The organism is Pseudomonas sp. AOB-7, from assembly GCF_003696305.1.
Lineage (GTDB): Bacteria > Pseudomonadota > Gammaproteobacteria > Pseudomonadales > Pseudomonadaceae > Aquipseudomonas.
In genome coordinates this window covers 288,010-306,639 of the sequence record NZ_RFFK01000003.1, presented here as the reverse complement: position 1 = coordinate 306,639, position 18,630 = coordinate 288,010, and the positions used below count along the sequence as shown (strand labels likewise).

Annotated in this window: 14 protein-coding genes; 6 read left to right on the top strand and 8 right to left on the bottom strand. The window is 66.9% G+C overall.

The annotated features are described in order from the left end of the window. Nucleotides 1–27 precede the first annotated feature (27 nt). Together EA796_RS08010 and EA796_RS08005 are read right to left on the bottom strand one after the other, a co-directional pair. A complete protein-coding gene (locus EA796_RS08010; protein ID WP_122108236.1) occupies nt 28–1,821 on the bottom strand; it encodes a DUF1302 domain-containing protein in 1,794 nt (597 codons plus the stop codon). Between the two features lie 216 nt (nt 1,822–2,037). After that, entirely contained in the window at nt 2,038–3,720 is a 1,683-nt protein-coding gene (locus tag EA796_RS08005; RefSeq protein WP_122108235.1) for a fatty acid--CoA ligase, read from the bottom strand. Between the two features lie 189 nt (nt 3,721–3,909). Here EA796_RS08005 and EA796_RS08000 point away from each other — a divergent pair, with 189 nt between their 5' ends. After that, a complete protein-coding gene (locus tag EA796_RS08000; protein ID WP_122108234.1) occupies nt 3,910–5,085 on the top strand; it encodes an acetyl-CoA C-acyltransferase in 1,176 nt (391 codons plus the stop codon). A gap of 45 nt (nt 5,086–5,130) precedes the next feature. On the opposite strand, the gene EA796_RS07995 is transcribed toward EA796_RS08000, so the two are convergent. Continuing rightward, nucleotides 5,131–5,760, bottom strand: coding sequence for a LysE family translocator (locus tag EA796_RS07995; RefSeq protein ID WP_021442591.1), 630 nt, complete (start codon nt 5,758–5,760; stop codon nt 5,131–5,133). 79 nt (nt 5,761–5,839) lie between these two features. Here EA796_RS07995 and EA796_RS07990 point away from each other — a divergent pair, with 79 nt between their 5' ends. The 4 genes from EA796_RS07990 (at nt 5,840) to EA796_RS07975 (ending at nt 9,214) form a co-directional block, all read left to right on the top strand. Further along, nucleotides 5,840–6,805 (top strand): 2-hydroxyacid dehydrogenase, encoded by a 966-nt coding sequence (locus EA796_RS07990; protein ID WP_122108233.1) that lies wholly within the window; start codon nt 5,840–5,842, stop codon nt 6,803–6,805. Between the two features lie 27 nt (nt 6,806–6,832). After that, entirely contained in the window at nt 6,833–7,831 is a 999-nt protein-coding gene (locus tag EA796_RS07985; RefSeq protein ID WP_122108232.1) for a class I SAM-dependent methyltransferase, read from the top strand. 246 nt (nt 7,832–8,077) lie between these two features. Continuing rightward, nucleotides 8,078–8,659 carry a TMEM165/GDT1 family protein gene (locus tag EA796_RS07980; protein ID WP_031303026.1) on the top strand — a complete coding sequence of 194 codons (582 nt, stop codon included), beginning with the start codon at nt 8,078–8,080 and terminating at the stop codon, nt 8,657–8,659. A 111-nt stretch (nt 8,660–8,770) separates the two neighbouring features. Further along, a complete protein-coding gene (locus EA796_RS07975) occupies nt 8,771–9,214 on the top strand; it encodes a ketosteroid isomerase-related protein (protein WP_021443668.1) in 444 nt (147 codons plus the stop codon). A gap of 60 nt (nt 9,215–9,274) precedes the next feature. Here the strand turns inward: EA796_RS07975 and EA796_RS07970 are convergent, their stop codons facing one another. Then, entirely contained in the window at nt 9,275–10,096 is an 822-nt protein-coding gene (locus EA796_RS07970; RefSeq protein ID WP_122108231.1) for a M48 family metallopeptidase, read from the bottom strand. A 464-nt stretch (nt 10,097–10,560) separates the two neighbouring features. On the opposite strand from EA796_RS07970, the gene EA796_RS07965 reads away from it, so the two are divergent. Further along, the gene (locus EA796_RS07965) at nt 10,561–12,711 is read left to right on the top strand and encodes a methyl-accepting chemotaxis protein (RefSeq protein ID WP_122108230.1); all 2,151 of its coding nucleotides are present in this window, start codon (nt 10,561–10,563) and stop codon (nt 12,709–12,711) included. Between the two features lie 78 nt (nt 12,712–12,789). Here the strand turns inward: EA796_RS07965 and EA796_RS07960 are convergent, their stop codons facing one another. From EA796_RS07960 to secA, 4 genes are all read right to left on the bottom strand, one after another. Beyond that, nucleotides 12,790–13,728 (bottom strand): Nudix family hydrolase, encoded by a 939-nt coding sequence (locus EA796_RS07960; RefSeq protein WP_122108229.1) that lies wholly within the window; start codon nt 13,726–13,728, stop codon nt 12,790–12,792. Continuing rightward, entirely contained in the window at nt 13,725–14,357 is a 633-nt protein-coding gene (locus EA796_RS07955; RefSeq protein ID WP_122108228.1) for a glutathione S-transferase family protein, read from the bottom strand. Before EA796_RS07955 ends, EA796_RS07960 begins: the two co-directional genes overlap by 4 nt. 123 nt (nt 14,358–14,480) lie before the next feature. Next, complete coding sequence (gene argJ / locus EA796_RS07950; RefSeq protein ID WP_122108227.1) at nt 14,481–15,698, bottom strand: bifunctional glutamate N-acetyltransferase/amino-acid acetyltransferase ArgJ; 1,218 nt, start codon at nt 15,696–15,698, stop codon at nt 14,481–14,483. A 152-nt stretch (nt 15,699–15,850) separates the two neighbouring features. Continuing rightward, nucleotides 15,851–18,586: a preprotein translocase subunit SecA gene (secA, locus tag EA796_RS07945; protein WP_122108226.1), complete on the bottom strand. Its 2,736-nt coding sequence runs from the start codon at nt 18,584–18,586 to the stop codon at nt 15,851–15,853. Nucleotides 18,587–18,630 lie beyond the last annotated feature (44 nt).

The following is an 18,630-nucleotide window of genomic DNA, read 5'->3' as shown; positions in this document are numbered from 1 at the left end:
TCATGATTCCTCGAAATTCCTGGCCGCTTAGAAGTTCAAACCGAAGCTGAGCGCGACGAAGTCGCGGTCGATATTGGTGTTGTACTCGCCACCGAAGAAGTCGGTGTAGGACAGGCTGGCGGTGTAGGTGTTCTGGTATTCGGCATCCAGGCCCAGGCTGATGGCCTTGTTGCCTTCGTTGAAGGTCGGACCGTAGCCGTCCACGTCATGCGACCAGGACAGGCTGGGCTTGAGGTTCACGCCGGCGAACACGCTGTTGTAGTCGAGCACCGCACGCAGGCGATAACCCCAGGAGGTGTTGGTGAAGAAACCCTTGTCGTCGCAGTTCTGCGGATTCGCCGGGTTGGCAATACCGGTGCAGAGGCTGTTGTCGGGGTAGGCGCCAGCGCCGAACTCAGGGGCGCGGCCGAAACGCAGCTCGTTCTTGCCCAGGTTACTGACGTGCGTGTAGCCCACCTCGCCCACCAGGGTGAGGCGCTCGGCGCCGGCAACCTGATCGACGAACTGGGTAACGCTGACCTGCGCCTGAGTCATGGGCTTGCGCACATAACCGGTCAGGGTCTCGCCTGCGCCGAACGCCGCATGGCCGCTGGTATAGATCGGCAGGTTGGTCGGCACACCGAGCCCACCAGCCACAGGCCCCTGTGCGATGGAGGCCAGGGTCAGGTCGGTGGTGTTGATCTGCATCGGCATGTTCGGCCGATAGCTCAATTCGCCGTTCACCGCGGTGGAGCCGACGTTGGTGGCGAAGCTCACGCCATGCAGGCGAATGTCTTCCGGGTATTCCAGGCCGTACTTGGCGAACAGCTCGCCGGTGGCCGGATTTTCCACCGAGTCGGGGAACAGGTAGACGCTCTGCCCCGCCTTGTAGGACAGGATCGGCGTACGGCTGTGGTAGTTCATGGTGTAGAAGCCGAACTCGGTATTGTTCAGTTCCTCGACGAACCAGCGCAGCGCGATACCGTACTGCCCGCTGTCGCGCGCGTCCTTGTCGGCCATGCGCCCCACGTACTTGTAGCCGGGGCTGCCCGGACCACCGAAATCGCTGCCATCGACGGCCAGACGATCGACGCAGCCGTCTTGCACCACATCGACGGCGAAGAAGGTGCCGCAGTTGTCGAGAACGGTCTGGTCCCACTCGAGCTGATAGAAGAACTCGGCCGAGAGGTTGTCGGTCAGGCTCTGCGACACATAGAACATGTTGACCGGGATCAGGCCTTCCTTGATCTCGGCGCCGGGACGACGGAATGCCGAGACGTCCACCGGGTTGATCGAGTTGATCGAGTTCTGGATAAAGGTGCTCTCGCCCCAGCTCACCACCTGCTTGCCGACGCGCACGCTGCCCGGCAGGTCGCCGATGGCGTAGTTGTGGTAGAGGAAGGCGTCAAGCAGTTGCACGCCGGACGATTGCGCGGCGGTCTTGCGGTTGCTGTCGTCGATGTCGTAGAGCAGGCGGCTCTCGTCCTTCAGCTCGAAGTCGTACCAGTACTTGCCGCGCACGAACACACCAGTATCGCCGTACTTCAGCTCGAGGTCGTGGATGCCCTTGAAGATCTTCGAGAAGGTCTCGCCCTTCTTGAAGTTCAGACGACCGTCGTCGCCGGTCTGGGACGAGGCCTCGCCACCGTTACGACTCCCCACCAGACTCGGGTCGGCGCCGCGCACCGCCCAGCTGGCGCCAACGGACAGTTGCGAATCGAACTGACCCTCGATCTCGCCGATATTGAAAGTGACGCCGAATGCCGGAGCGGCGAGGGTGGAAGCGAGGCTGACGGCCAGCGGCAGTTTCGCCAGGCGCCAGTAAGGTGTTGTTTTTGTCATCGACGCTACTCCATCTATTTTTGTTATGGATGCTTGGACTATAGCCAGCGGGTATTACTGCTTGATCCCTCGAAAGTGTGATTTGCAGCCCCCAGGCACTCTGGCTCGCCGGTTTCAAGGCCTGCGACTAGCCAAGCATGGACGTGAAACAGCAATTAGCAAGCCAAACGCTTGTTTGACTGAGCGGTCATTTCCGCCGCCCAGTCAAACCGCTACTCACAGGGTGGAGAGGAAGGCGCTGCCGGCCTCCTGCCACTGGGCGATATCGACGCGAATGCGCTTCTTGTCCAGCTTGCCGACGCTGGTCTTGGGAATTTCGGTAACAAGGGCGATCTGCGTGGGAATAGCCCACTTGTTGATGTGGCCCTGCTCGACGAAAGGCTTGAGGTGCTCCTTGAGCCCCTTGGCGTCCAGCGCCTGGCCTTCACGCGCCACCAGCAGGGCAAACGGCCGCTCGCCCCACTGCGGATCGGGTACGCCGACCACCGCCACCTCGCGCACCGCCGGATGGCGGCTGATCAGGTCCTCCAGCTCCAGCGAGGAGATCCACTCGCCGCCAGTCTTGATCACGTCCTTGATGCGGTCGCGGATCTCGATGAAGCCCATGCCGTCGATGGTCGCCACGTCGCCGGTATGCAGCCAGCCGTGCGCCCAGAGTTCCTCGCCCTTCTCCGGTTCGCGGAAGTAGCCCTGGGTCAGCCAGGGCGCGCGCAGCACCAGCTCGCCCTGGGCCTCGCCGTCGCTCGGCAGCAGCCTGCCCTCGGCATCCATGATCGCCGCCTCCACCAGCGGCACCGGAATGCCGGCCTTGATCCGGTAGGCGGTGCGCTCGTCCTCGCTGCCGGCGCGCAGCTCCTCGTTGAGGTAGGCACAGGAAATCAGCGGGCAGGTCTCGGACATGCCGTAGGCCGCGGTCAGCTGGATGCCGCGCGCCTTGGCCGCCTCGTACAGCGAACGGTTCAGCGCGCTGCCGCCGATGATCATCTTCATCCCGCCGAAGTCATGGCCCTGGGCATTGGGTGCATTGAGCAACATCTGCAGGATGGTCGGTACGCAGTGGGAGAAATTGACCTGCTCCTCCTTGATCAGCCGGCACAGCATCTCCGGCTCGTAACGACCCGGGTAGACCTGCTTGACCCCGAGCATGGTGGCCACGTAGGGCACGCCCCAGGCGTGCACGTGGAACATCGGGGTGATCGGCATGTAGACGTCGTCGTTGCCGAGCAGGCGAATGCTGTCCAGCGAGCCCATGGTGGCGGCCATCGACAGGGTGTGCAGCACCAGTTGGCGATGGGTGAAGTACACGCCCTTGGGGTTGCCGGTGGTGCCGGTGGTATAGAAGGTGGTGGCCACCGAGTTCTCGTCGAAATCGGCGAAGTTGTACTGCGGGCTGGCGGCGGCCAGCAGGCTCTCGTACTCGCCGACCAGGTTCGGCAGCGCCGCGGTCTTGTCCTCGACATCGGTCAGCAGCAGGGTCTTTTCCACCGTGGTCAGCTGGCCGGCGATGCCGTTGTACAGCGGCACGAACTCGCTGTTGACCAACACGAAGCGGTCTTCGGCGTGATTCATGGTGTAGAGGATCTGCTCCGGCGACAGGCGGATGTTGATGGTATGCAGCACCGCGCCGAGCATGGGGATGGCGAACATGCACTCGAGATAGCGGTGGCTGTCCCAGTCCATCACCGCCACTGTGTCGCCGGCCTTGACCCCGGCCGCGCTCAGCACGTTGGCCAGGCGCGCGACGCGCTCGTTGAAGGTGGCGTAGCTGTAGCGCAGCTGGTCGCGGTAGACGATTTCGCGGGTCTTCTCGTAGCGGCTGCCGGACAGCAGCAGGCGCTTGATCAGCAGCGGGTAGGCGTGGGCATTGGCGGCGGAAGGGATCAGACGGGTCTGCAACATGGAGTCACCTGAAGGCGCACAAGGAAGGGATGCTGCGACTCTAGAGCGGCGCCGGCGGGGCGAAATCAGCCCAAAGAATGATTTGCCGCGTGACCCTTTGGCCACTTTCGGTCACAGGTTAGAATCCAGCCATGCAGCCGGTCGTGAAACAGGCTGCTCCCAGCCCAACTTTCGTTCGAGGTAACAGCTATGTCCGACATCGTCATCGTCAGCGGCGCCCGCACCCCCATGGGCGGCTTCCAAGGCAGCCTGGCCAGCGTGTCCGCCGTCGACCTGGGCGCCGCCGCCATTCGCGAGGCGGTCAGCCGCGCCGGTATCGCCCCGACCGAGGTGCAGGAAGTGATCATGGGCTGCGTGCTGCCCGCGGGCCTCAAGCAGGGCCCGGCGCGCCAGGCCGCGCTCAACGCCGGGCTGCCCGCCGCCACCGGCTGCACCACCATCAACAAGCTGTGCGGTTCGGGCATGAAGGCGGTGATGCAGGCCTTCGACGCGCTCAAGGCCGGCAGCAACCAGGTGATGATCGCCGGCGGCATGGAAAGCATGTCCAACGCCCCCTACGTGCTGGAAAAGGCGCGCACCGGCCTGCGCATGGGCCACGGCGAGATCAAGGACCACATGTTCCTCGACGGCCTGGAAGACGCCCGCAGCGGCCGCCTGATGGGCTCCTTCGCTCAGGAAACCGCCGATAAGTACGGCATCAGCCGCGAAGAGATGGACGCCTACGCCATCGAGTCGCTCAAGCGCGCCCAGGCCGCCATCAGGGACGGTTCGCTGGACGCCGAGATCGTGCCGATCACCGTCGTCACCCGCAAGGGCGAGGTGCTGGTCAAGGACGACGAGCAGCCGCTGACCGCCAACCTGGACAAGATCCCCGCGCTCAAGCCCGCCTTCCGCAAGGACGGCAGCATCACCGCGGCCAACGCCAGCTCGATCTCCGACGGCGCCAGCGCCCTGCTGCTGATGACCGCCGAAGAAGCGGCCAGGCGCGGCCTCAAGCCGCTGGCCAGGATCGTCGCCCACGCCACCCAGAGCCAGGAGCCGAGCGAGTTCACCCTGGCGCCGATCGGTGCGATGAGCAATCTGCTGAAGAAGACCGGCTGGAACAAGGACGAAATCGACCTGTTCGAGATCAACGAGGCCTTCGCCATGGTGACCATGCTGGCCATGCGCGAACACGGCCTGGATCACGCCAAGGTCAACGTCTTCGGCGGCGCCTGCGCCCAGGGTCACCCGGTCGGTTCCACCGGCTCGCGGATCATCCTCACCCTGATCAACGCCCTGCAGAAGAAAGGCGGCAAGCGCGGCGTCGCCTCGCTGTGCATCGGCGGCGGCGAAGCCACCGCGGTGGCCATCGAACTGCTGTAAGCCAGCCCATCAAGAAAGAGCCCCGCAGTTGCGGGGCTCTTGCGTTCAGCGCATCTCGCTCAGCGCCAGCTTCACGCCGATGGCCACCAGCACCGCGCCCATCAGCCGATCGAACCAGTGGCCCATGCGGGCGAAGCCGGCGCGCACCCGCTGCTGGCTGAACAGCCAGGCGACCATGCAGAACCACAGCGCGGTGGCCAGCGCCAGGTAGAGGCCGTAGCCGGCCTGCACCGGCACCGGCGTGTGCGGGTCGATCACCACGGTGAACAGCGACAGGAAGAACAGCGTCGCCTTGGGGTTCAGACCGTTGGTGACGAAGCCGCTGACGAAGGCGCCGCGAGCGCTGCGCTCGCCCGCCGCCAGGCTCAGCTCGGCGCTGGCCGGATCGGCCGGGCGCGCGCGCAGCGCCTTGATGCCGATATACAGCAGGTAGGCCGCCGCCAGCCATTTCAGCGCGTTGAACAGGACGATCGACTGCGACACGATCAGGCCGATGCCGAGCAGCGAGTAGGTGACGTGCACGAGGATCCCGGTGCCCACGCCGAAGGCGCTGAACAGCCCGGCGCGACGACCATGGGCCACGCTCTCGCGCACCACGATGGCGAAGTCCGGCCCCGGGCTGGCCACGGCCAGCAGGTGGATCAGGGCGACGGTGAGAAACTCGGTCCAGTACATGGTGGCTCCGCAGCGGCAGGCGAGGTCTGGTAGGCTCGCCAATCTACTCCTGCGCCCCCTCTGCGAAAAGGTACAGCTGATGAGCAACAGCGCCCGCGCCGTCTTCCTCGACCACGCCTCCCTCGACCTCGGCGACCTCAACCTGCTGCCCCTGCAGCAGGCCTTCGCCACATTGACCCTGCACCCGCAGACCGCCCCCGAGCAGGTCGCCGAACGCCTGCAGGGCGCCCAGGTAGCGATCAGCAACAAGGTACCGCTGACCGCCGCCACCTTCGCCGCCTGCCCCGAGCTCAAGCTGGTGCTGGTCACCGCCACCGGCACCAACAACGTCGACCTGGCCGCCGCCCGCGCCCACGGCGTGGTGGTGAGCAACTGCCAGGGCTACGGCACGCCGTCGGTGGCGCAGCACTGCCTGATGCTGCTGCTGGCCCTGGCCACCCGTCTGCCCGACTACCAGCGCGACGTCGCCGCCGGGCGCTGGCAGCAGGCCAGCCAGTTCTGCCTGCTCGACCACCCCATAGTCGAGCTGGAGGGCAAGACCCTCGGCCTGCTCGGCCACGGCGAGTTGGGCGGCGCGGTGGCGCGCCTGGCCGAAGCCTTCGGCATGCGCGTGCTGCTCGGCCAGTTGCCGGGCCGCCCGCCGCGCGAGGATCGCATCGCCCTGCATGAACTGCTGCCGCAGGTGGACGCCCTGACCCTGCACTGCCCGCTCAACGAGCAGACCCGCAACCTGATCGGCGCCGCCGAGCTGGCGCTGATGAAACCGCAGGCGTTTCTGATCAACACCGCGCGCGGCGGCCTGGTCGACGAACAGGCCCTGGCCGACGCGCTGCGGCACGGCCACCTGGGCGGCGCCGCCACCGACGTGCTGCTGCAGGAGCCGCCGAAGGACGGCAACCCGCTGCTGGCCGCCGACATCCCGCGCCTGATCGTCACGCCGCACAATGCCTGGGGCAGTCGCGAGGCGCGCCAGCGCATCGTCGGCCAGGTGGCGGAGAACGCCGCAGCCTTCTTCGCCGGTGCGCCGCGGCGGCTGGTCGGCTAAGCTGCGCAGCTTTTTCAGGAGCCCCCGATGGACCCGCGAAGCGAAGTTCTCCTGCGTCAGGCCGAGCTGTTCGGCGGCGAGCTACTGCTGGCCGGTCTGCCGGCCGACGACCTGCTCGGCGCCCTGCCCCAGGCGCGCGGCTGGAGCTGGCACGCTGGCGACCAGGCACTGCTGCAGGCACGCTTTGCCGGGCGCAGCCAGTTCGACACCCTGATGCCGGAGGGCGACTACCGCGCCGCCGTGCTGTTTCTGCCCAAGTCGCGCGAACTCGCCGATTACCTGCTGCAGGCCCTGGCCGCGCGCCTGAGCGGCCGCCCGCTGTACCTGGTCGGCGAGAAGCGCGGCGGCATCGAGCGTGCGGCCAAGCAGCTGGCGGCCTATGGCACGCCGCGCAAGCTGGACAACGCGCGCCATTGCCAGCTGTGGTGCGTGCAGGTCGAGCAGGCGCCCGCGCAGCCCGAGCTCGAAGCCCTGGCCCAGGTCTACAGCCTGCCGCTGGCCGACGGGCCGCTGCAGGTGGTGAGCCTGCCCGGGGTGTTCGCCCACGGCCGCCTGGATCGCGGCAGCGCGCTGCTGCTGGAGCACCTCGACGACCTGCCGCACGGCCATCTGCTGGACTTCGGCTGCGGCGCGGGCGTGCTCGGCGCCGCGCTCAAGCGCCGCTACCCGGCCAGCCAGCTGAGCCTGCTGGACGTGGACGCCTTCGCCCTGGCCAGCAGCCGCCTGACCCTGGCCCGCAACGGCCTGGATGCCGAGCTGATCGCCGGCACGGGCATCGAGTCGGCGCCACAAGGGCTGGCCGCCATCGTCAGCAACCCGCCCTTTCACCAGGGCGTGCACACCCATTACCAGGCCAGTGAGAACCTGCTGACCCAGGCCGCCGCCCACCTGAACATCGGCGGCGAACTGCGCCTGGTGGCCAACAGCTTCCTCAAGTACCCGCCGCTGATCGAGCGCCACCTCGGCCCCTGCCGCACCCTGGCCGAGGCCGACGGCTTTCGCATCTACGCCGCCCGGCGGCGTTGAGCGGGGTTGCTCTGGGCGAGACGCTTGGGCACAATGCGCCGGTCCTAGGGGAGTAGTCTCCCGCGAGCGCCCAGCTCGCCCGGCACGCGTCAACACACTTGCTCCGCAGAGCATGGCGCGCGCGACCCAAGGCCTCCCAGAGGGGCCTGCGGTTTGACAAGACCTATGACACGCACACCTTACCCGGGGCGGGAAGGTCGTACGTGTCATAGCCGTGTCGACCCGCCCCTTTAGGAAAACCCCATGCTGGAATCCCTGTTCGTCCCCACCCTGATCGTCGCCCTCGCCGAAATCGGCGACAAGACGCAACTGCTCGCCTTGCTCCTGGCCGCGCGCTTTCGCCGGCCCTGGCCGATCATCTGGGGCATAGTGGTCGCCACCCTGGCCAACCACTTCGCCGCCGGCGCCGTCGGCAACTGGGTCGCCGGCCTGTTCTCGCCCGCCACCCTGAGCTGGATACTCGCCGCCAGTTTCGTCGCCGTGGCCGCCTGGACGCTGATCCCCGACAAGCTGGACGAGGACGAGGAATCCGGGTTGAAGAAGTACGGTCCCTTCCTCACCACCCTGATCGCCTTCTTCATCGCCGAGATGGGCGACAAGACCCAGGTCGCCACGGTGATGCTGGCCGCGCAGTACCCGCACTTCGTGCTGGTGGTGCTCGGCACCACCCTGGGCATGCTGATCGCCAACGTGCCGGTGGTGCTGGCCGGCAACTTCGCCGCCGAGCGCCTGCCGCTGACCCTGATCCGTCGCCTGGCCGCCTGCGCCTTCGCCGCCCTGGCGCTGTACGCCGGCTACCAGGCGCTGCAGTTGAGCGGCCTGGCATGACGCATCGCTGACGCCATCTAGCTGGCACATCGGCCAATTCCAGCCCCCTCCTGCCTGCTGCTAAAGTGCCCGACACGTCACGCAACTTGAGTCGGCAGTCCGGAGGGCGTCATGTCATTGGATGATCGGAAGAAGGTGGTGTGCCAGCACATCGACCTGACCTGGAACAAGGGCCGTCTGGCGCTGGCCGAGCAACTGCACAGCCGCGACTTTCTCTACAAGAGTTCGTTTATCGGCCGCCCGCTGAGCAGCGCCGGCTTCGCCCAGATGGTGCAGGACATCCGCCACGCCATGCCGGACCTGCAGGTGGTGGTCGAGGAATGCATCGCCGAAGGCTACAAGGTGGTCACCTGGAGCACCCTGATCGGCACCATCGAGAAACCCGCGCTGGGCTACCCGCCCAGCGACAAGGTGCTGAGCATCTCGGCCATGGCCTTCTGGACCCTGACCCCGGGCAACGAGATCCAGGAAATCTGCACCATGTTCGACATGGAAAGCTTCCGCGCCCAGCTCAATCTGGAAACCCGCCCCTTCGCCGAAAAAGCCCTGCCCTGAAACGCCAACGGCGCGCCCTGAGCCCTCAGGACGCGCCGCCGGTCCATCCCGAGGCCGGACTCAGCGCCCGGCCTTGGCCTGCTCGTACAGCGGCATCACCTTGGGAATCGCCGCCTGCAGCGAGGCGATACGGCTGCTCGAGGACGGGTGGGTGCTCATGAACTCCGGCGGCGCCCCGCCGCCGGCGGCCGCCATCTTCTGCCACAGGCTGACCGCCGCATTGGGGTCGTAGCCGGCGCGCGCGGCCAGTTCCAGGCCGATCAGGTCGGCCTCGTTCTCGTTGCCGCGGCTGTTGGGCAGGGTCAGGCTGTACTGCACCACGGTGTCGGCCAGGGCCAGGCCGCCCTCGCCGAGACCGAGCAGGGCGCCGGCGCCCTGCTTGGCCATCTCGATGCCATAGGCCTTGGACATCGCCTCGCGGCTGTGCTCGCGCAGGGCGTGAGCCATCTCGTGGCCCATGATCGCGGCGATCTCGTCGTCGCTCAGCTTGAGCTTCTCGATGATGCCGCTGTAGAAGATGATCTTGCCGCCGGGGCCGCAGTTGGCGTTGAGCTCCGGGCTCTTGATCAGGTTGACCTCCCACTGCCAGTTGGCCGCATCCGGGCGGAAACGCGGCGCCTGCGGGATCAGCCGGTTGGCGACGGCCTGCAGGCGCTTGGCGTTGGCGCTGCTCTTGTCCAGCACGCCCTGGCTCGACGCCTCGCTCAGGGTCTGCTGGTAGGACTGCGCATACATCTGGTTGACCTGGTCGGCCGACAGCATGCTGAACATGTACTGCTTGCGCTCCACGCCCACCGCACCGCCGCTGGTGGTGTTGACGGCCTGACAGCCGGCCAGCAGCAGCGCCGCCGCCAGGCCACCCAGGGTAAGAACCTTGTTCATCGAACGATCTCCTTTATCGACCGACCTATGCTAGGCCGCCGCCTCGGCGCGAGCAACCACGCCACTTGCACGATGGCCGCGGGCCATCTTTGCTAAGCGATGAAACCGCCGAAACGCCGTCCGAGAGCTTATCCACGACAGCCCGCTAAGGTTTTCCGCCGACGCTGCCGATAGCCGCGTTAGAGCCTGTTCAAAGGCTCGCGCGCTAGAGCAATGCAAGGCGCAACGACCAACGGGAGTAACAGCCAAAGGCTGGCCCGAAGGGTGAGCGCCAGCGAATCAAACAGGCGAGAAAGCGGAGTGTACTTTTGTACATGAGCATTACTCGCTGCGCTCGCCCTGCGGGCCGTCCTGCGGACGTTCAGTGACAAGTCACTGTCCGAGCCTGTTTTTAACGCAGCAGTGCCGACGCGCAGCAGCCTTTGAACAGGCTCTTACAGGCCACCTCGCGCCCCGGAGCCAATATGAAGTTCAAGTCGATCCAGTTTTCCGTCGCCTTCCTCGCCGGCGCCAGCGTGCTGGCCGTGGTCGTGGCCCTGGTGCTCTATGCCCTGTTCGCCAGCGCTCGCACCCAGGCGCTGATGGAGCAACGGACCCAGGCGTTGCTCGAACAGGTCATCGAACAGCGCCTGGCGGCACTGGCGCGCGCCCAGGTCAGCGAAATCCAGCGCGAGCTGGAGGTGCCGCTGCAGATCACCGCCGACCTGGCCCGGGTCAACGCCCTGCTCGGCATGAGCGATGCCAACGGCGCCCCGCTGCTGGCCGTCAGCCGCGAGGAACTGGCCAACCTGGTGCGCGAGACCACGGCGCAGAACCCCAAGCTGCTGGGCAGCTACATCGGCTGGGAAGCGAACGCCTTCGACGCCAGCGACGACCTCTATGCTGGCAGCCGCGAGAACGGCTACGACGGCAGCGGCCGCTTCCTGCCCTGGTGGTACCGCAACGCCGACGGCAGCCTGGGTCTCGACGCTATCGGCTCGATGGAAAGCGAGAAACTGCTGCCCACCGGGGTGCGCGAGGGCGAGTACTACCTGTGTCCCAAGGAGCGCAAGCGCCCCTGCGTGATCGACCCGGCGCCCTACGACGTCGGCGGCAAGATGACCATGCTCGCGTCTTTCACCTCGCCGATCCTGGTGGACGGCGAATTCCGCGGCATCGCCGGCGCCGACCTGGCGGTCAACTTCATCCAGGACCTGCTGACCCAGGCCGACGCCCAGCTCTACGACGGCGCCGGCGAGATGGCGCTGATCGCCGGCAACGGCCGCCTGGTGGCCTCGACCAAGGCCCCGGACAAGCTCGGCGAACCGGCCACCGCGCTGCTCGACGCCAACGAACTGAGCAACCTGAGCGGCCTGCAGCCGGGCCAGCCGAAGTACGACATCCACGTCGAGGACAACCCCGCCGCCAGCCATATCCAGCTGTTTCTCAGCTTCACCATCGGCCAGGCCGATACCCGCTGGGTGCTGATGCTGGTGCTGCCGCTGGACACCGTGATGGCCGACCTGCGCCAGCTGCAGGGCGAACTGGCCGCGCAGCGCGAAGCCGATACCCTGGGCATGAGCCTGGTCGGCCTGCTGATCGCCGCCCTCGGCCTGCTGGTGATCTGGTTCGTCGGCTACGGCATCGCCCGCCCGCTCAAGCAGATGGTCGGCATGCTCGACGACATCGCCAAGGGCGACGGCGACCTGACCGTGCGCCTGCGGGTCGAGCGCAGCGACGAACTGGGGCAGATCGCCCAGGGTTTCAACGCCTTCCTGGCCAAGCTGCAGGCGATGATCGGCGACGTGGTGACCTCGGTACAGCAAGTCAGCGACTCGTCCGAGCACACCGCCGACATCGCCATCCGCACCAACCAGGGCGTGCAGAAGCAGCTGGCCGAGATCGAGCTGGTGGCCACCGCCGTTCACCAGATGACCGCCACCGCGCAGGATGTGGCGCGCAACGCTACCCACGCCGCCGAGGCCGCCAATCACGCCGACCGCGCCGCCAACCAGGGCAAGCAGGTGGTGCAGAGCACCTCGAGCGCCATCGCCGCGCTGGCCAGCGAAATCGGCCGCGCCGTCGGCGTGGTGCAGAGCCTGGCCAAGGACAGCGAGAACATCAACGCGATCCTGGTGGCGATCCGCGGCATCGCCGAGCAGACCAACCTGCTGGCGCTCAACGCCGCCATCGAGGCGGCGCGGGCCGGCGAACAGGGCCGCGGTTTCGCCGTGGTCGCCGACGAGGTGCGCAACCTGGCGCAGAAGACCCAGCAGGCCACCGAAGAGATCCAGAGCATGATCCAGCAGCTGCAGCACGGCACCCGCGAGGTGGTCAAGGTAATGGAGCAGAGCCAGGTCAAGACCGACGACAGCGTGGCGCACGCCAACCAGGCGGCCGACTCGCTGGAGGCCATCACCCAGGCAGTCTCGGTGATCAACGACATGAACACCCAGATCGCCAGCGCAGCCGAGCAGCAGAGCGCGGTGGCCGAGGACATCAACCGCAACGTCACCAATATCGGCCAGGTGGCCAACGAGGTGGCCGGTGGCGCCGAAGAGGCCAGCCAGGCCAGCGCCGGGCTGACCAAGCTGGCCGAGCAGCAGCGCCGGCTGATCAACCAGTTCAGGGTGTAACAGCCACTCCGCACCGGCAGGCTACGCCATGTGCACCCTGTCCCCAGGCGCGCACGACCTGGGCGGCCCTGCGACACCCTAGGGCCAGAACGCGCGGATTCCGGCGACGCCCTGGGCGCCGATCTGCAGGGCGCGCTCGATTTCGCCGGGGCCGACGCCGCCGAGCAGGTAGGCCGGCCGGTTGCAGTGCTGCAGCAACTCGGCGGCGGCGTCCCACCCCAGCGGCCGGGCCTGCGGGTGGGACTGGGTGGCCTGCAGCGGCGACAGGGTGACGAAGTCCACTGCCAGCTCGCCGGCCAACGCCAGCTCCTCGGCATCGTGACAGGAGGCGGCCAGCCAGCGCCCGGGCTCCAGCGGCCGGCCGCGGCCGGCGAGCTGGCGCAGCTGCGCCGCGCTCAGGTGCCAGCCGGCGGCGGGAAAGTCCGCCAGCCACTCCACCGGGCCCTTGAGCATCAGCTGCGCCTTGCCGGCGCACAGGCCCTGGATATCCAGCGCCAGATCACGATACTGGGCGTCGAACAGATTCGGCGCGCGCAGCTGCAGCAGCCGCGTGCCGCCGGCGATGGCGCGCTGCACGCCGGCGAGCAATTGCTCGGGCGTCAGCCCGTCGGGGGTGATCAGGTACTGCTCGGGCAGGCGCGCCGCGGCGACTATCGGCGCGTTGGCGGCGGGGAACTGGTAATCGCCGAGCCGTCCCGGGGCGACCCAGGCCAGCGGCTGGCCCTCGGCGCCATGGGGCTCGCCGGCGAATGCCGAGACCTCCCAGACATCCAGCAGCACCTGCTTGTCCGGGTAGTCGTGGCGCACCTGGATCAGCGGCCGCACCACCGTCGGGCGGATGCCCAACTCCTCCTCCAGCTCGCGGGCCAGGGCACGCTCGACCGCCTCGCCGTCTTCCACCTTGCCGCCGGGAAACTCCCACAGGCCGCCCTGGTGCTTGTCCGGCGGGCGCTTGGCGATGAGGATGCGGCCGTCCGCGGCGCGAATCACCGCCGCCGCGACATGGATGCGCTTCACCCCTGCACCTCCTGCAGGGCGGCCCGGTACCAGCGCTGGAACGCCGGCCACTGGTAGAGGGTCTCGACATAGGCCGCCGCGGTCGTCGGCAGCACCACCCGGTAGCTGCGCAGGCGCGCCGCCACCGGCGCGTAGAAGGCATCGGCGATGCTGGCGTGGCCGAACAGGTAATGACCGTCCTGGCCGAAGCGCTCGCGGCAATCGGCCCAGATCGCGCAGATGCGGTCGATGTCGGCCTGGGCCGCGTCGGGCAACTCGGTCAACGCCTGGTCGCGCGCCAGGTCCATCGGCAGGTGGCTGCGCAGCACGGCGAAGCCGCTGTGCATTTCCGCGCAGATGCTGCGCGCCAGCGCACGGGCGTACTCGCCGCGCGGCCACAGATGGGCCTCGGGAAAGCGCTCGGCCAGGTACTCGGCGATGGCCAGCGAGTCCCACACCGGGCCTTCCTCGGTCAGCAGCACCGGCACCTTGCCGGTCGGCGAATGCTCGAGCAGGCGCGCTCGGCTGTCCGGCTGGTAGAGCCGCACCTGCACCTCGTCGTAGGGCTCGCCGGCCAGTTCCAGGGCCAGGGCCGCGCGCAGCGACCAGGAGGAATAGTTCTTGTCGCCGATCACCAGTTGCAGGGCCATGCCGATGCTCCTTGGATTGCTTAAGGAAGGGATCGAGAGACGGTAAAAGTTCGCTCCCCGAAAGGCAAATTCCCGCGCGTCATGGGGGCATGAGGCGCGGGAATAGTGCACAGCCGAGGTTACTCAGGTGCGGTATTCGGCGTTGATCTTGACGTATTCGTGGGACAGGTCGGTGGTCCAGATGGTCTCGCTGCAGCTGCCGCGGCCCAGCTCGATGCGGATTGTGATTTCCTCGCGGGCCATCACCGCCGCGCCCTGCTCCTCGGTGTAGCTGGTCGCACGGCAACCCTTGCTGGCGATACAGACTTCGCCGAGGAACACGTCGATCTTGCTCACGTCCAGTTGCGGTACGCCGGCATAGCCCACAGCTGCAAGGATGCGCCCCCAGTTCGGGTCGGAGGCGAACAGCGCGGTCTTGATCAGCGGCGAGTGGGCCACGGCGTAGGCCACGTCGAGGCATTCCTGGTGGGTGCCGCCGCCGTTGACCTGCACGGTGACGAACTTGGTCGCACCCTCGCCGTCGCGGACGATGGCCTGGGCCACTTCCATGAACACCTCGAACACCGCCTGCTTGAGCTTGGCGAACAGCTCGCCGGAGGCCTCGACGATCTCCGGCAGGGCGGCCTGGCCGGTGGCGATCAGCATGCAGCAGTCGTTGGTCGAGGTGTCGCCGTCGATGGTGATGCGGTTGAACGACTTGTTCGCCGCGTCGCGCACCAGGTCCTGCAGCACGCCGCGGGCCACTTTGGCATCGGTGGCGATGTAGCCGAGCATGGTCGCCATGTTCGGCCGGATCATCCCGGCGCCCTTGGAAATGCCGGTCACGGTGACGGTGACGCCGTCGTGCTGGAACTGGCGGCTGGCGCCCTTGGGCAGGGTGTCGGTGGTCATGATGCCGGTGGCGGCATTGACCCAGTTGTCTTCCTTGAGATCGTCCAGCGCCGCCTGCAAGGCGGACTCGATCTTCTCCACCGGCAGCGGCTCGCCGATCACCCCGGTGGAAAACGGCAGCACCGCCGCCTCGGCCACGCCGGTCAGCTCGGCCAGCCGGGCGCAGGCACGGCGGGCACGCGCCAGGCCATCGGCACCGGTGCCGGCGTTGGCATTGCCGGTGTTGGTCAGCAGGTAGCGCACCTCGCCACCCAGGCGCTCGCGGGTGATCAGCACCGGTGCCGCGCAGAAGGCGTTGGTGGTGGTCACCCCGGCGATGCGCGAACCTTCGGCGCAGCGCATCACCACCACATCCTTGCGCCCCGGGCGCTTGATGCCGGCCGAGGCGATGCCCAGCTCGAAGCCGGGAACCGGGTGCAGGGTGGACAGCGGGCCAAGACCAACAGCCATAGAGTGCGCTCCTTTGAGGTGTTCGGTGACCGCGCAGGCGGCCGGGAAGATGGTAAAACGCCGCGAGCGGCTGGGCCGTTCGCGGCGTTGTCAGGGCGGCGACAGCATAGCTGAAGCGCCCTCTACTGCAAGCGGCCCATACGGGCCGGCGGTCAGCCGATCTGGCCGTGGCAGTGCTTGTACTTCTTGCCCGAGCCGCAGGGGCAGGGCTCGTTGCGGCCGACCTTGGGCTCGGCGCGCACCGGCGCGGCGGCCACGGCGACGTCACCCTCCTCGCCGAGCGCTTGCGGCTGGGCCAGGGCGGAGGCTTCGGCGTGCTGGAACTGCATGCGCTCGGCCAGGGCCTCGGCCTCGCGACGCAGGCGCGCCTCTTCCTCGGCCGGGTCTTCGCGGCGCACCTGCACATGGCACAGCACGCGGATGGTGTCGCGCTTGATCGACTCCAGCAGGTCCTGGAACAGGGCGAAGGACTCGCGCTTATATTCCTGCTTGGGGTTCTTCTGCGCGTAGCCGCGCAAGTGGATGCCGTGGCGCAGGTGATCCATGGTCGACAGGTGGTCCTTCCACAGGTCGTCCAGCACGCGCAGCAGGATCTGCTTCTCGAAGGTCCGCAGGGCCTCGGCGCTGGCCTGGGTTTCCTTCTCGTTGTAGGCGGCCAGCAGTTCGGCGAGGATGCGCTCGCGCAGGGTCTCCTCGTACAGCTTGTCGTCCTCGTCGAGCCACTGCTGAATCGGCAGCTTGAGGCCGAAGTCGCTCTGCAGGGTGGCCTCCAGGCCGGCGACGTCCCACTGCTCGGGCATCGACTGCGGCGGGATGTGGCCGTTGATCGCGGCGCTCAGCACTTCCTCGCGGAACTCGGCGATGGTGTCACCGACGCTTTCCGCGGCCAGCAGGCTGTTGCGCATGTGGTAGATCACCTTGCGCTGCTCGTTGGCCACGTCGTCGAATTCGAGCAGCTGCTTGCGCATGTCGAAGTTGCGCCCTTCCACCTTGCGCTGCGCCTTCTCGATGGCGTTGGTGACCATGCGGTGTTCGATGGCCTCGCCGGACTGCATGCCGAGGGCCTTCATGAAGTTCTTCACCCGGTCCGAGGCGAAGATGCGCATCAGGTTGTCTTCCAGCGACAGGTAGAAGCGGCTGGAACCCGGATCGCCCTGGCGACCGGCACGGCCGCGCAGCTGGTTGTCGATACGTCGCGATTCATGACGCTCGGAGGCGATCACGTGCAGGCCGCCGGCCTCGATCACCTGCTGGTGGCGCTTCTGCCACTCGGCCTTGATCTGCGCGATCTGCTCGTCGGTGGGGTTCTCCAGGGCGGCGACTTCCACCTCCCAGTTACCGCCGAGGAGGATGTCGGTACCGCGACCGGCCATGTTGGTGGCGATGGTCACCGCGCCGGGACGCCCGGCCTGGGCGATGATCTCGGCTTCCTTGTCGTGGTACTTGGCGTTGAGCACCTTGTGCTCGATCTTTTCCTTGTTCAGCAACTGGCTGACGTACTCGGACGCCTCGATCGACGCGGTACCGACCAGGGTCGGCCGGCCCAGGGCCTGGCATTCCTTGATGTCGGCGATGATCGCCTGGTACTTCTCCTCCTGGGTCAGGTAGACCAGGTCGTTGAAGTCCTTACGGGCGACGGCCTTGTTGGTGGGGATCACCACCACGTCGAGGCCGTAGATCTGACGGAACTCGAAGGCCTCGGTGTCGGCGGTACCGGTCATGCCGGACAGCTTGTTGTACAGGCGGAAGTAGTTCTGGAAGGTGGTCGAGGCGAGGGTCTGGCTCTCGGCCTGGATATTCACCCCTTCCTTGGCCTCGATGGCCTGGTGCAGGCCTTCGGACAGGCGACGGCCGGGCATGGTGCGGCCGGTGTGCTCGTCGATCAGGATCACCTGGCCGTTCTGCACTATGTATTCGATGTTGCGGTGGAACAGGGTGTGTGCGCGCAGGCCGGCGTAGACGTGGGTCAGCAGGCCCAGGTTGTGCGCCGAATAGAGGCTCTCGCCCTCGGCCAGCAGGCCGGCGTCGGTGAGCATTTCCTCGACGTACTGGTGGCCCTGCTCGTTGAGTTCGACCTGGCGCGACTTCTCGTCGACCTTGTAGTGGCCTTCCTGAGTGACCACGCCTTCCTCTTCCTCGATGTGCTGCTTGAGGCGCGGGATCAGCTTGTTGATCTCGATATACAGCTTGGAGCTGTCCTCGGCCTGACCGGAGATGATCAGCGGGGTCCGCGCCTCGTCGATGAGGATGGAGTCGACTTCGTCGATCACGGCGAAGTTCAGCTCGCGCTGGAACTTGTCCTCCAGGCTGAAGGCCATGTTGTCGCGCAGGTAGTCGAAACCGAATTCGTTGTTGGTGCCGTACGTGATGTCGGCGGCGTAGGCGGCGCGCTTCTCTTCCGGCGGCTGGAAGGGGGTGACGATGCCCACCGACAGGCCGAGGAACTCGTACAGCGGCCGCATCCAGTTGGCGTCGCGGCGGGCCAGGTATTCGTTGACCGTGACCACGTGGGTGCCCTTGCCGGACAGCGCGTTAAGGTACACCGCCAGGGTGCCCACCAGGGTCTTGCCCTCGCCGGTGCGCATCTCGGCGATCTTGCCTTCGTGCAGGGTCATGCCGCCGATCAGCTGCACATCGAAGTGACGCATGCCCATCACCCGCTTGCCGGCCTCGCGGGCCACGGCGAAGGCTTCGGGAAGCAACTGATCGAGGGTTTCGCCCTGGCCCAGACGGGCCTTGAACTCTTCGGTCTTGCCGCGCAGTTGCTCGTCCGAGAGGGCGATCATCTGCTCTTCGAGGGCGTTGACGGATTGCACCGCCTTGAGCATGCGTTTGACTTCACGCTCATTCTTGCTTCCGAAAAGTTTTTTCAACAGAGGCGCAAACATATCGACAGGATCTTCCGGCGAATGGATGGAGGTCGGCGCAAATC

Excerpts from the sequence above, each read along its gene's own strand:
- secA (WP_122108226.1), bottom strand. The coding sequence starts at position 18,586 with ATGTTTGCGCCTCTGTTGAAAAAACTTTTCGGAAGCAAGAATGAGCGT.
- EA796_RS08010 (WP_122108236.1), bottom strand. The coding sequence starts at position 1,821 with ATGACAAAAACAACACCTTACTGGCGCCTGGCGAAACTGCCGCTGGCC.
- EA796_RS07965 (WP_122108230.1), top strand. The coding sequence starts at position 10,561 with ATGAAGTTCAAGTCGATCCAGTTTTCCGTCGCCTTCCTCGCCGGCGCC.
- EA796_RS07985 (WP_122108232.1), top strand. The coding sequence starts at position 6,833 with ATGGACCCGCGAAGCGAAGTTCTCCTGCGTCAGGCCGAGCTGTTCGGC.
- argJ (WP_122108227.1), bottom strand. The coding sequence starts at position 15,698 with ATGGCTGTTGGTCTTGGCCCGCTGTCCACCCTGCACCCGGTTCCCGGC.
- EA796_RS07955 (WP_122108228.1), bottom strand. The coding sequence starts at position 14,357 with ATGGCCCTGCAACTGGTGATCGGCGACAAGAACTATTCCTCCTGGTCG.
- EA796_RS07970 (WP_122108231.1), bottom strand. The coding sequence starts at position 10,096 with ATGAACAAGGTTCTTACCCTGGGTGGCCTGGCGGCGGCGCTGCTGCTG.
- EA796_RS07990 (WP_122108233.1), top strand. The coding sequence starts at position 5,840 with ATGAGCAACAGCGCCCGCGCCGTCTTCCTCGACCACGCCTCCCTCGAC.
- EA796_RS07975 (WP_021443668.1), top strand. The coding sequence starts at position 8,771 with ATGTCATTGGATGATCGGAAGAAGGTGGTGTGCCAGCACATCGACCTG.
- EA796_RS08000 (WP_122108234.1), top strand. The coding sequence starts at position 3,910 with ATGTCCGACATCGTCATCGTCAGCGGCGCCCGCACCCCCATGGGCGGC.
- EA796_RS08005 (WP_122108235.1), bottom strand. The coding sequence starts at position 3,720 with ATGTTGCAGACCCGTCTGATCCCTTCCGCCGCCAATGCCCACGCCTAC.
- EA796_RS07995 (WP_021442591.1), bottom strand. The coding sequence starts at position 5,760 with ATGTACTGGACCGAGTTTCTCACCGTCGCCCTGATCCACCTGCTGGCC.